This window comes from Streptomyces sp. NPDC021224, from assembly GCF_044332905.1.
In the GTDB taxonomy this organism is placed as follows: Bacteria; Actinomycetota; Actinomycetes; order Streptomycetales; family Streptomycetaceae; genus Actinacidiphila.
On the sequence record NZ_JBIRPW010000028.1, the window covers coordinates 14,691 to 27,362 of the forward strand.

The 12,672-nt window shown below is 70.7% G+C and carries 11 protein-coding genes; 9 read left to right on the plus strand and 2 right to left on the minus strand.

The window, feature by feature from the left end:
- Positions 1-3: 3 nt before the first annotated feature.
- Positions 4-432, minus strand: a complete 429-nt coding sequence (locus tag ACH4PY_RS36105; RefSeq protein WP_167987017.1) for a hypothetical protein — start codon at positions 430-432, stop codon at positions 4-6.
- Positions 433-844: 412 nt separating this feature from the next.
- On the opposite strand from ACH4PY_RS36105, the gene hemL reads away from it, so the two are divergent.
- From hemL to mqnP, 9 genes are all read left to right on the plus strand, one after another.
- Positions 845-2,152, plus strand: a complete 1,308-nt coding sequence (hemL, locus tag ACH4PY_RS36110; protein WP_398192752.1) for a glutamate-1-semialdehyde 2,1-aminomutase — start codon at positions 845-847, stop codon at positions 2,150-2,152.
- Entirely contained in the window at positions 2,149-2,838 is a 690-nt protein-coding gene (locus ACH4PY_RS36115; protein WP_398192753.1) for a histidine phosphatase family protein, read from the plus strand. The genes hemL and ACH4PY_RS36115 overlap by 4 nt, the downstream gene beginning before the upstream one ends.
- Before the next feature lie 406 nt (positions 2,839-3,244).
- A complete protein-coding gene (locus ACH4PY_RS36120) occupies positions 3,245-4,537 on the plus strand; it encodes a hypothetical protein (RefSeq protein ID WP_398192754.1) in 1,293 nt (430 codons plus the stop codon).
- A 106-nt stretch (positions 4,538-4,643) separates the two neighbouring features.
- Positions 4,644-5,255 carry a TlpA family protein disulfide reductase gene (locus ACH4PY_RS36125; RefSeq protein WP_398192755.1) on the plus strand — a complete coding sequence of 204 codons (612 nt, stop codon included), beginning with the start codon at positions 4,644-4,646 and terminating at the stop codon, positions 5,253-5,255.
- Between the two features lies 1 nt (position 5,256).
- Positions 5,257-6,033 (plus strand): cytochrome c biogenesis CcdA family protein, encoded by a 777-nt coding sequence (locus ACH4PY_RS36130; RefSeq protein WP_398192756.1) that lies wholly within the window; start codon positions 5,257-5,259, stop codon positions 6,031-6,033.
- Positions 6,034-6,037: 4 nt separating this feature from the next.
- Entirely contained in the window at positions 6,038-7,801 is a 1,764-nt protein-coding gene (locus ACH4PY_RS36135) for a cytochrome c biogenesis protein ResB (protein WP_398192757.1), read from the plus strand.
- Entirely contained in the window at positions 7,798-8,916 is a 1,119-nt protein-coding gene (gene ccsB / locus ACH4PY_RS36140) for a c-type cytochrome biogenesis protein CcsB (protein WP_398192758.1), read from the plus strand. The genes ACH4PY_RS36135 and ccsB overlap by 4 nt, the downstream gene beginning before the upstream one ends.
- A 36-nt stretch (positions 8,917-8,952) precedes the next feature.
- The gene (locus tag ACH4PY_RS36145; protein WP_398192759.1) at positions 8,953-10,404 is read left to right on the plus strand and encodes a menaquinone biosynthesis decarboxylase; all 1,452 of its coding nucleotides are present in this window, start codon (positions 8,953-8,955) and stop codon (positions 10,402-10,404) included.
- A complete protein-coding gene (mqnP, locus tag ACH4PY_RS36150; protein ID WP_398192760.1) occupies positions 10,401-11,324 on the plus strand; it encodes a menaquinone biosynthesis prenyltransferase MqnP in 924 nt (307 codons plus the stop codon). The genes ACH4PY_RS36145 and mqnP overlap by 4 nt, the downstream gene beginning before the upstream one ends.
- Positions 11,325-11,360: 36 nt before the next feature.
- Here mqnP and ACH4PY_RS36155 read toward each other — a convergent pair whose 3' ends face one another.
- Complete coding sequence (locus tag ACH4PY_RS36155) at positions 11,361-12,620, minus strand: hypothetical protein (protein ID WP_398192761.1); 1,260 nt, start codon at positions 12,618-12,620, stop codon at positions 11,361-11,363.
- Positions 12,621-12,672: the final 52 nt, after the last annotated feature.

Consider the following 12,672-nt stretch of genomic DNA (forward strand, 5'->3'; position numbering starts at 1 on the left):
GACCTAAGGCCAGACCAGGCAGTAGAGCTGGTGGCCGGATTCCTGGCAGCGGCGGGCGAAGTCCTGCCATTCGTGCAGCATCTGGTAGATGACGAACGCGTCGCGCGGGCCGCGCCGGTCGGGGACCGTGGACCATATGAAGGCGGCGGCGCCGAGGGATTCCTCGTTGGCGTTGCGCAGCGGCTCCACGACGGAGGCGGGCAGCCGGACCACGGCGTAGTCGGGGTGCAGGACGACGAGTTCGAGCGGCGGGACCTTGTTCGGGGGTATGCCCTCGATGCCCGTGAGGACCATCGCGGCCATCGTCTCCGGCTTGACCTTGGTGTACATGCCCTGGCCGAGTTCGTCGCCGCCGAGCTCCTCGGGGCGCATGGAGATCGGCACGCGCGCCGCGGTCGCACCGTCGGGCGCGCCGAAGTACTTGTAGGTCACCCCCACTCGGCCACCCCTGCTCCTGCCCTCTGCGGTCGTTCGGCGTCCGCGCCCGCGCCGGTCTCGCTCGTTGCGCGGCTCGCGGTGTTGCTGTTGCTCGTGGTGTTCTGGATCGCGTGGTGCTGGACTGCTCGGCTCTGCTGCGTGTCGGTTCTGCGGATCCTGCGCGTTCTGCGGGCTCTGTGAATTCTGTGCGTTCCGCCGGTCCTGCGGGGCGCGACGGCGTTTTCCGGTCGGGCCGGCGTCCTCGGGGTCGGGTACGTGCTCTCCCGGCTCTTCGCCCGGACCGCCACCCCGTTGCTGCATTCCACTACCCGACCATCTGCCGCCCCAACCATGCAACCCGATCATCGTGTCAGATGCACGGTTGAGACGTTGTCGCGCAACGCCCGGCGTTTGAGACCATGTATCCGTGAGCTACCCGTACGAAGCACCAGTGTCCCAGGAACTGTTCGACCGCGCGGCGGCCGTGACCCCAGGAGGCGTGAACTCCCCGGTCCGCGCCTTCCGCGCCGTGGGCGGTACGCCCCGTTTCATGGTGTCCGGCAAGGGTCCGTACCTGACCGACGCCGACGGCCGCGAGTACGTGGACCTCGTCTGCTCATGGGGCCCGATGATCCTCGGCCACGCCCACCCCGAGGTCGTCGCGGCCGTGCAGGACGCCGTGACGCGCGGCACGTCCTTCGGCACCCCGGGAGCGGGCGAGGTCGAGCTCGCCGAGGCGATGGTGGCCCGGGTCGAGCCGCTGGAGCAGGTGCGGCTGGTGTCGTCCGGCACCGAGGCGACCATGTCCGCGATCCGGCTCGCCCGCGGGTTCACGGGGCGCGCGAAGGTGGTGAAGTTCGCCGGGTGCTACCACGGTCACGTCGACGCGCTGCTGGCCGCCGCCGGTTCGGGCGTGGCGACCTTCGGACTGCCCGACACCCCCGGCGTGACCGGCGCGCAGACCGGCGACACGATCGTGCTCCCGTACAACGACCTGGACGCGGTACGGGCCGCCTTCGCCGCCCACCCCGGCCAGATCGCCTGCGTCATCACCGAGGCCTCGCCCGGCAACATGGGCGTCGTCCCGCCCCGCGACGGCTTCAACGCCGCCCTCAAGGAGCTGTGCGCCGCCGACGGCGCCCTCTACGTCTCCGACGAGGTCATGACGGGCTTCCGGGTCAGCGCCGCCGGCTGGTACGGCCTGGACGGCGTCCGCCCCGACCTCATGACCTTCGGCAAGGTCATGGGCGGCGGCTTCCCGGCGGCGGCCTTCGGCGGCCGCGCCGACGTCATGGCCCTGCTCGCCCCGGCCGGGCCCGTCTACCAGGCCGGCACCCTGTCCGGCAACCCGGTGGCCACCGCCGCCGGTCTCGCCCAGCTGCGGCTGCTGGACGACGCGGCCTACGCGCACCTCGACGCCGTCTCCGCGCAGATCCGCTCGCTGGTCACCGAGGCCCTGGCCAAGGAGGGGGTCGCGCACCGGATCCAGACGGCGGGCAGTATGTTCTCCGTCTTCTTCACGGACGACGACGTCCGTGACTTCGAGGCGGCCAAGCGCCAGGAGGCGTACCGCTTCACCCCGTTCTTCCACTCGATGCTGGCGCAGGGCGTCTACCTGCCCCCGTCCGCGTTCGAGTCCTGGTTCGTGTCCACCACGCACGACGAGCGGGCCGTGGAGCGCGTCGCCGCGGCACTGCCGGCCGCCGCACGAGCCGCAGCGGAGGCGCGCGCATGAGTTCCGGGACCGACGAGCTGACCGTGGTGCACCTGATGCGCCACGGCGAGGTCCACAACCCCGACGGGGTGCTGTACGGCCGCGCGCCGGGCTACCACCTCTCCGAGCTGGGCCGCAAGATGGCCGACCGGGTCGCCGAGCACCTCGCCGACCGCGACATCACCTACGTCGTCGCCTCGCCGCTGGAACGCGCGCAGGAGACGGCGACACCGGTCGCCGCGGCGCACGGCCTGGAGCTCGCCACCGACGACCGCCTCATCGAGGCGCAGAACATCTTCGAGGGCAAGACCTTCGGCATCGGCGACGGAGCGCTGCGCCGCCCGGCGAACTGGAAGTACCTGACCAACCCCTTCCGCCCCAGCTGGGGCGAGCCGTACGTCGACCAGGTCGTCCGGATGAGCGCGGCGCTGGCCGCCGCGCGGGACGGGGCGCGCGGGCACGAGGCGGTGGCCGTCAGCCACCAGCTGCCGATCTGGGTCGTGCGCTCATGGGCCGAGCGCAGGCGCCTGTGGCACGACCCGCGGAGGCGGCAGTGCACGCTGGCGAGCCTCACGAGCTTTACGTATCGGGGGGACGAGATCGTGTCCGTCGGCTATTCGGAGCCGGCGATCGATCTTGTGCCCGTGCACTTGCGTGGGGGCGGGGCGAAGGCCCCGAAGGGGGCGAGCAAGGCGTTCGGGGCGTAGGCCCCTGAGAGCCCCCTTTCGCGGGGGGGCGGCACCCGTTTTTCAGGGGCGCGTGGGGGTACCCCCACGCGCCCCTAAAAACGCGTGCCCGGCGGCGCAGCCGCGCCCTTGAAAACGCTCGCCCGGTGCGGCAGCGCGGACCCCCCCGCGGCAGCGCGAAACGCGTGCCCGGCGGCGCGGCCGCAGCCCCCGGCGGAGCCGGCACCTCCCGGCGCAGCCGCCCTCCGGCAGAGCCGGCACCCCCGGGAGGGGGAAGGGGGATCCACCATGTGGGGGTAATTAATAGGATTTGACCACAATCACATAAAGCGTGAGGAACGTGTGGACAGCAAGGCGGGCTGTCCACACGAGCACCCGCCCCGGAGCCGCACGGCAAGTGCATCGTGCCGAGAGACGGGACCCACGCATGAGTGGAATGAGCCGAAGGAGTCTGCTGGCGACAACCGCGGGGGCGGCGGCCGGGCTGGCCGTCGCGGGGTGCGGGGCGGGGAAGGGCGGCAAGGAGGGTGCTGCCCGGCGGACGGGGGAGCCGTCGGGGGCGAGCGGGGCGCACGCGCCGACGCGGACGGTGACCCTCATCGGCGACGGGTCGACCGCGCACACGGGCGCGCAGCCGTACCAGCCGGTGGTCGACCGGCTGGAGCCGGGGCAGACGCCGCCGCAGTTCGTGGTCTTCTCGTGGGACGGCGCCGGCGAGGTCGGCAACGGGCTCTTCCCGCGGTTCCGCAAGCTCGCCTCGGACCACGGCGTGTCCATGACGTTCTTCCTGAGCGGGCTCTATCTGCTCCCGGAGGACAAGAAGCTGAACTACGCCCCGCCCAACAGCCCGCTCGGCGCCTCCGACATCGGCTACCTCGCGGACGACCACCTGCGGATGACGCTCGACAACGTCCGGCAGGCGTGGCTGGAGGGCCACGAGATCGGCACGCACTTCAACGGCCACTTCTGCACCGGCACCGGCAGCGTCGGGCGGTGGACCCCGGCGGACTGGAAGAGCGAGATCGACCAGGCCAAGAGCTTCGTGACCACCTGGAAGACGCAGACCGGCTGGCACGGCGAGGAGCCGCTGCCCTTCGACTACGAGAAGGAGCTGGTCGGCGGCCGCACCCCGTGCCTGCTCGGGCAGAACAGCCTGCTCCCGACGGCGTCGGCGCTGGGCTGGCGGTACGACGCCAGCTCGCCGGGCGGCAACCAGGTGTGGCCCTCGAAGAAGCTGGGCCTGTGGGACTTCCCGCTCCAGCTCATCCCCTTCCCCGGGCACACCTTCGAGGTGCTGTCGATGGACTACAACATGCTGGCCAACCAGTCGCACGCGGCGACGCAGTCCGACCCGCGCAACTACCCGTACTGGCGCGAGCAGGCCACGCAGTCGTACATCGCGGGCTTCGAGCGGGCGTACCAGACGAACCGGGCGCCGTTCTACATCGGCAACCACTTCGAGGAGTGGAACGGCGGGATCTACATGGACGCGGTCGAGGCGGCGTTCACGTACATCGCGGCCGCGGGGCACGACGACGTGCGGATGGTGTCCTTCCGGCAGCTCGCGGACTGGCTGGACGCGCAGGACCCGGCGGTGCTGGAGCGGCTGCGCGGGCTGGAGGTCGGGGAGAAGCCGTCGCAGGGCTGGAAGGAGTTCATGACGCTGCCCGCGCCCAAGCCCGCGGGCACCACCGCCTCGCCCCCGGCCCCGGTCGTCTAGGTCCGCCCGCGGCCATCACCTGGTCCTTACTTGGGGCGATTGCCGCTTTTGGTGCCGGTGTCGGGGGTGTGGAAGATCGCTCCGGGGCCCATGCGAAACTTTTCACATGAGTCCTACCCGCGCCCCCCGGCGCCGTATGCCGCGCCGTGCCGCGGCGCTCGCCTGTGTCGCGGCCGTGGCGTCGCTGCTGAGCGCGTGCTCGTCGTCGAGCGGGTCCACGTCGTCCGACGGCTCGAACTACGTCGGCGGCGCCGGCACGATCACGTACGTCAAGGCCGGTGACCGCAAGTCGGCGCCCGAGCTGGCGGGCGAGACCGTGGACGGCGGGCGCGCGGACCTGGCGGCGTACAAGGGCAAGGTCGTCGTCATCAACATCTGGGGCTCGTGGTGCGCGCCCTGCCGCGCGGAGGCGCCGCACATGGCGTCGGTGTCGCAGGCCGACGTCTCCAAGGGCGTGCAGTTCCTCGGCATCAACACCCGCGACCTCGAGCGATCGCCCGCCCAGCGGTTCGTGGACCACTACAAGATCCCGTACCCGAGCCTGTACGACCCGGCCGGGAACCTGATCCTGAAGTTCCCCAGGGGCAACATCAACCCGGCGTCGCTGCCCGCCACGCTGGTCGTCGACCGGCACGGGAAGATCGCCGCCCGGGTCCTCGGTGCGCTCACCGAGGACGGTCTCAACGAGATGATCGACAAGATCGTCGCGGAGAAGTGACATGGCCGGGAACGGCACGCTGACCGTGCTGGCGTTCGACCAGACGCACACGGTCCTGACCGGCGCGTTGCTCGCCGCCATACCGGTCGCGATGTTCGCCGGCCTCATCTCCTTCTTCTCGCCCTGCGTGCTGCCGCTCGTCCCCGGCTACCTGTCGTACGTGACCGGTGTCACCGGCACCGACCTCGGCGAGGCCCGGCGCGGGCGGACGCTCGCGGGCGCGGCGTTGTTCGTGCTCGGCTTCAGCGCGGTCTTCGTGTCCGGCGGGGCGCTGTTCGGCAACTTCGGGCAGACGCTGCTGGTCCACAAGGACGTCCTGACCAAGATCTTCGGGTCGCTGACCATCGTGCTGGGCCTGGCCTTCATGGGCATGGTCGGCGGGGTCACGCAGCGCGAGTTCCGCTTCCACGTCCGGCCCACGATGGGCCTGGCCGGGGCGCCGCTGCTCGGTGTGCTGTTCGGGCTCGGCTGGACGCCCTGCGTCGGGCCGACCCTGACGGCCGTCAACACGCTGGCCTTCAGCGACGCGAGCGCGGTGCGCGGCGCGGTGCTGATGGCCTTCTACTGCGCCGGGCTCGGCGTGCCGTTCATCGTGGCGGCCATAGCTTTCCGCCGTACGCTGGGCGCCTTCGCCTGGGTCAAGCGGCATTACGCGTGGGTCATACGGACCGGCGGAGTCATGCTCGTGGCGGTCGGCGTCCTGCTGGTCACCGGAGTGTGGGACCACATCACCTACCAGATGCAGATCTGGTCGAGCGGCTTCACTTCAGGGGTCTGAACCCATGAGCATCACCGAGAAACCCGGGAACGCCGGGACGGACGGGACCGCGCCCGGCGCCGGGCAGCCCGACCGCGACGACCTGGGCGCGGCCGGCGCGCAGCTGAGCACCGCCCCCGCCGACAGCCTGAACGAGGTGCCGGGGCTCGGGGTGCTGGGCTGGCTGCGCTGGATGTGGCGGCAGCTGACCTCGATGCGGATCGCGCTGATCCTGCTCTTCCTGCTGTCGCTCGCGGCGATCCCCGGCTCGCTCATCCCGCAGCACAACGACCAGCTCAAGGTCGACGCCTTCAAGGCGCGGCACACCGTGCTGGCGCCGCTGTACGAGCGGTTCGGCCTCTTCCACGTCTACAGCTCGCCGTGGTTCGCGGCGATCTACATCCTGCTGTTCGTGTCGCTCGCGGGCTGCATCGTGCCGCGCACCTGGCAGTTCGTCGGCCAGCTGCGGGCCCGGCCGCCGGCCGCGCCGCGCAACCTGACCCGGCTGCCCGCGTACAGCACCTGGCGCACGGACGCGAGCCCGGAGCAGGTCACCGAGGCGGCCCGCACGGTGCTGCGCGGACGCCGCTTCCGCACCAGCGTGACGGGCACCTCGGTCGCGGGCGAGAAGGGCTACCTGCGCGAGTTCGGCAACCTGCTCTTCCACGTCTCGCTGTTCGGCCTGCTGATCGCCTTCGCGCTGACGTCGCTGGAGAAGGCCGAGGGCGGCAAGCTCATCGTCGAGGGCGACGGCTTCGTCAACAACCTGACCTCGTACGACGACTTCAGCGGCGGCACCTGGTACGGCGCCGACGACCTCCAGCCCTTCGGCTTCAAGCTCGACAACTTCGAGTCGAAGTACGCCACGAGCGGCCCGGAGAAGGGCACCGCCCTGAAGTTCCAGGCGAACATCCGCTACTACTCCGGCACCGACGACTCGAAGACGACCAAGGGCACGATCTCGGTCAACCACCCGCTGAGCATCGGCGGCGAGAAGGTCTACCTCATCTCGCACGGCTACGCGGTCAAGGTCACCGTCGTCGACGGCCAGGGCAACGTGGTGCACACCACCGTGCCGTTCCTCCCGCAGGACTCGGCGCTCACCTCGGTCGGCGTCATCAAGGCCCCGGACGCGATCGGCAAGGACGGCAAGGAGGACCAGCTCGGCTTCCGCGGCATCCTCGCCCCGACCTTCGCCACGAGCAAGACGCTCGGCATGTACTCGACCTTCCCGACGCTCCAGAACCCGCGGCTGGCCCTCAACGCCTTCCACGGCGACCTGGGCCTGGACGCCGGTCTCCAGCAGAACGTCTACAAGCTCGACGAGACGCACCTGAAGCAGTTCACCAACCCCGACGGCTCCCCGCTGTCCGACCTGCTCGGCGTGGGCGACACCATGACGCTGCCGAACGGCGCGGGCACCCTGCGGCTGGACGGCATCGCGACCTGGGCCAGCTTCACCGTCTCCCACCAGTCCGGCAACCTCGGCGCCCTGGTCAGCGGTATCGGCGCGATCCTCGGCCTGGCCGGTTCGCTGTTCATCCAGCGCCGCCGGATCTGGGTGCGGGCGAGCGCCGGCAAGGGCGGCGGGACGGTCGTGGAGCTGGGCGGCCTGGGCCGCAGCGAGTCCGCGCGGATCGCCGACGAGCTGGGCGACGTCGCCGTACAGATGCTCCCCGACGCACCCGTCACGCCCGACCCCGGCAGTGACGGGGACGACGCGGCACCACCCGAGTCCGGGTCAGAACCTGACACCACAGCGACCGACGACGAAGGAGCGCGCGCGTGAACATCGCTGCCGCGGTCAACGAGAACTTCGCGAACTACAGCAACTACATGATCCGCTCGGCGATGTTCGTGTACACGCTCGCCTTCCTCGCGCACCTGGCCGAGTGGGTCTTCGGCGGGCGCAGCAAGATCGCGGTGCAGTCCGCCGCGCTCACCGAGGAGGGGCGTGCCGAGCTGGCCGCCGCCGAGGCGGCCGAGGCCGCCCGCAAGAAGGCGGCGCAGCAGGTCACGGTGAAGACCGCGGGCGGCACCGTCACGCTGGAGCGCCCGACCGTCGTGACGCGCGCCTCGGCGAGCGACCGCGGCATGGAGGACGGCCCCGGCGCCGCGGGCGGCGACGAGAAGGGCGACCTCTACGGGCGGATCGCCGTCTCCTTCACGGTGCTCGCGTGGCTGCTGCACGTCGGCGGCGTCGCCTTCCGTGCCGCCTCGGTGGAGCGCGCCCCGTGGGGCAACATGTACGAGTTCTCCACCACCTTCGGCGCGGTCGCCGTCGGCACGTACCTGCTGCTGCTCGCGCTGCGCAAGAACGTCCGCTGGATCGGGCTGTTCCTGACCACCACGGTGCTGCTGGACCTGGGTCTGGCGCTGACCGTCCTCTACACCAACAGCGAGCAGCTCGTCCCGGCGCTGCACTCGTACTGGCTGTGGATCCACGTGTCGTGCGCGATCATCTCCGGCGCGGTGTTCTACCTCGCGGCCGTCGGCACGCTGCTGTTCCTCTTCCGCGACCACTACGAGGTCGCGGTCGCCGCGGGCAAGGCGAGCACCGGTCGCTGGGGCGACATCATGCGGCGGCTGCCCGCGGCGGCGACCCTGGACAAGTTCGCGTACCGGATGAACGCGCTGGTCTTCCCGCTGTGGACGTTCACCATCATCGCGGGCGCGATCTGGGCGCAGGCCGCCTGGGGCCGCTACTGGGGCTGGGACCCCAAGGAGACCTGGGCGTTCATCACCTGGGTCGCCTACGCCTGCTACCTGCACGCGCGCGCCACCGCGGGCTGGAAGGGCCGCAAGGCCGCCTACCTGGCCCTCGCCGCCTTCGCGTGCTTCCTGTTCAACTACTACGGCGTGAACATCTTCGTCGGCGGCAAACACTCCTACGCCGGGGTCTGACCCGGCGCCGCCCGGCGGGATGCGAGACTGGGGCCCATGGCTTACGACGATCTCCGCTCGTTCCTCCGGGCACTGGAGAAGGAGGGCGACCTGCGGCGGATCACCGCCGAGGTCGACCCGTACCTGGAGGTCGGCGAGATCACCGACCGGGTCAACAAGGCCGGCGGCCCCGCACTGCTCTTCGAGAACGTGCGGGGCTCGGCCGCGCCGCTCGCGATGAACGTCTACGGCACCGACCGGCGGCTGCTCAAGGCGCTCGGCCTGAAGTCCTACGCGGAGATCAGCGAGAAGATCGCCGGGCTGCTCAAGCCCGAGCTGCCGCACGGCTTCGTCGGTGTCCGGGAGGCATTCGGCAAGCTGTCCGGGATGCTTCACGTGCCGCCGAAGAAGGTCAAGGACGGGCCCGTCCAGGAGGTCGTGCTGACCGGGGACGACGTCGATCTCGACGCCCTCCCCGCGCTCTTCACCTGGCCGCAGGACGGCGGCTCCTTCTTCAACCTGGGCCTGACCCACACCAAGGACCCCGAGACGGGCGTCCGCAACCTCGGCCTCTACCGGTTGCAGCGGCACGACCGGCGCACCATCGGCATGCACTGGCAGATCCACAAGGACAGCCGCAACCACTACCAGGCCGCCCAGCGGCGCGGCGAGAGGCTGCCCGTCGCGATCGCCTTCGGCTGCCCGCCCGCCGTGACGTACGCGGCGACCGCGCCGCTGCCCGGCGACATCGACGAATACCTCTTCGCGGGCTTCGTGCAGGGCAAGCGGATCGAGCTGGTCGACTGCAAGACGGTGCCGCTCCAGGTGCCCGCGCAGGCCGAGGTCGTCATCGAGGGCTGGCTGGAGCCCGGGAAGACGCTGCCGGAGGGCCCGTTCGGCGACCACACCGGCTTCTACACCCCGCAGGAGCCCTTCCCGGCGCTCACCATCGACTGCGTGACGATGCGCAGGAAGCCGGTCCTCCAGTCGATCGTGGTGGGCCGGCCGCCGACCGAGGACGGGCCGCTGGGCCGCGCGACCGAGCGCTTCTTCCTGCCGCTGCTGAAGGTCATCGTCCCGGACATCGTGGACTACCACCTGCCGGAGGCGGGCGGCTTCCACAACTGCGCGATCGTCTCGATCGACAAGAAGTACCCGAAGCATGCCCAGAAGGTCATGCACGCGGTGTGGGGCGCCCACATGATGTCGCTGACCAAGCTGATCATCGTGGTGGACGCCGACTGCGACGTCCACGACCTGCACGAGGTCGCCTGGCGGGCGCTCGGCAACACCGACTACTCCCGCGACCTCACCGTCGTGGAAGGACCCGTCGACCATCTGGACCACGCCTCCTACCAGCAGTTCTGGGGCGGCAAGGCCGGGATCGACGCAACCCGCAAGCTGCCCGAGGAGGGCTACACGCGGGACGGGGGCTGGCCGGAGATGGTGCTCTCCGACCCGGAGACGGCGGCGAAGGTCGACCGCCGATGGAGGGAGTACGGCCTGTGAGTGCCGACACAGCCACCCCGGACCTCGTCGGACGCGGTCCCCGGCCCGAGAGCCGGGTACGGGCCTTCCTGCGGCTGGTGATGATCGAGCACTCGGTCTTCGCCCTGCCCTTCGCCTACATCGCGGCGCTCACCGCGATGTTCCGGGACGACGGGCATGTGCACTGGGGCGAACTGCTGCTGGTCACCGTGGCGATGGTGGGCCTGCGGACCTTCGCGATGGCCTGCAACCGGATCATCGACCGGGAGATCGACGCCCGCAACCCGCGCACCGCCACCCGCGAACTCGTCACCGGCGCCCTGTCGGTGCGCACCGCGTGGACGGGCGCGCTCGTGGCGCTCGCGGTCTTCCTGGGCGCGGCCGCGCTGCTCAACACGCTGTGCCTGGTGCTCGCGCCGGTCGCGGTGGTGCCGATGGTCGTCTACCCCTACGGCAAGCGCTTCACGAACTTCCCGCACGCCATCCTGGGCCTGGCCCAGGCGATGGGCCCGGTCGGGGCGTGGCTCGCGGTGACCGGCTCGTGGTCCTGGCCCCCGGTCGTGCTGGGCCTGGCGGTCGGGGTGTGGATCGGCGGCTTCGACCTCATCTTCGGCTGCCAGGACGTGGCCGCCGACCGGGCGCACGGCGTCAAGTCCGTCCCCGCGCGCTTCGGCATCCCGGCCGCCCTGCACGGCGCCCGCGCCAGCCACGTCGTGACCACCGCGCTGCTCGTCTGGTACGGCGTGCTGACCGACGCGGGCGGCCTGTGGTGGACGGGCCTGGCGGTCGTCGCCGGAGCCTTCCTCTACGAGCACTCCATCGTCCGGCCGCACGACCTGAGCCGGCTCAACCGGGCGTTCTTCACCGTCAACGGCGTCATCGGCATCACGCTCTTCGTCTTCGCGCTGTGCGACCTGCTCGCGCGCGGCCTCGGCGGCTGAACCACCGGGGCCGCACGCGGTCCCGAGCCGTACGGCTCAGAAATCGCTCGGGTCGAAGTTGAGGTCGTCCAGCGCACCGTTGAGGTCCGAGGTGTCGGCGGTGTCGGAGGCGCTCGGGTCGGAACCGTCGTCCGAGCCGCCGAGCTGCGACATCACCAGGCCCATGAGGTCCTGCGGGTTGAGCTGCTGGGCGCCGGAGGGCGCGCTGACCGGGGCGGCGTCGCCGTCGATCGACAGGTCCAGCGGCAGCTTGCCGTGGATCGTGTCGTCGAGCTGCGCGAGGTCCACGGTGATGTGGGTGAGCTTGCCGCCCTTGATGGCCAGGTCCACGTTGACCGTCTTGTTCGGGACGTCGTCGAGGTTCTTGGTGACGTCACCGGGCAGCGACTTGGAGAGCGAGCCGAGGCCGTTCTGCAGGTCCTTGGCGAGGGTGCGGGCCGGGATGGACGCCTGGATGTGGTCCGCGCCGTCCTTCGTGCCGAGGTCGGTGAGCTTGGCGTCGCGGGTGAGCGAGGTGCGCAGCGGGTCGATGAGCTGCGTGAGGCTCTTGTTCGCGAGGTCGGTGGGCAGCCCGGTCGGCAGGCCGGTGGGCAGGCCGAGGCCGGACAGCGGGTCGTCGCTGCCGGAGTCGCCGGAGGCCGCGTCGCCCTGCGAGCCCAGGGACTTGAAGAAGTCCCCGAAGCTCTTCGGGTCCAGCGACACCCAGCCGCCCTTGACGAGCGTCTTGACGGAGGCGAAGGAGGACGGCATCTGGTCGACCGAGCCGAGCATGCCGTTGAGTTCCTGGAGGTCCTTGTCGGACGGGTCGAGCCCGGCGATGGCCTTGAGATCCACCTTGAGGTAGACCTTCTCGTCCACCGCCCGCAGGCCGACGAGCGTGCTGCCGTCCTTGCCGCCGGAGGCGTCCGAGGCGACGGTGAAGCCGACGTTGCCGCCCTTGTCGCCCTGCTTGAGCTGGGCGAAGGGCTTGGGGGAGCTGAGCGCGGCGCTGATCCTCAGCCCGGCGAGCACCTTGGCGTCGGACAGGTCGAAGTCGTCCTGGTCCTTCATCGCCGCGTAGATCTGCTGCGCCGTGCCGTCGAAGGACAGGCCGACGGTGACGGCCTTCTGGTCGCCCAGGTTGGTGAACGCGTTGGTGACCTTGCCCTGCGGGGTGCTGGGCTCGTCGTCGCCGCAGGCGGCGGCGCCCGCGGTTATCAGTGCCACGACTGCGGCGGCGGCAAGACCCTTGCGGATGCTGTTGATGTCGAACTCCTCGTTCGCCGCCGAGCACTTCCGTACCCGCGGACTTTGCACAATCTTGACTGAAGGTTACCTGTGCAGGCGCTGTGCTTTCGACGGGATATGT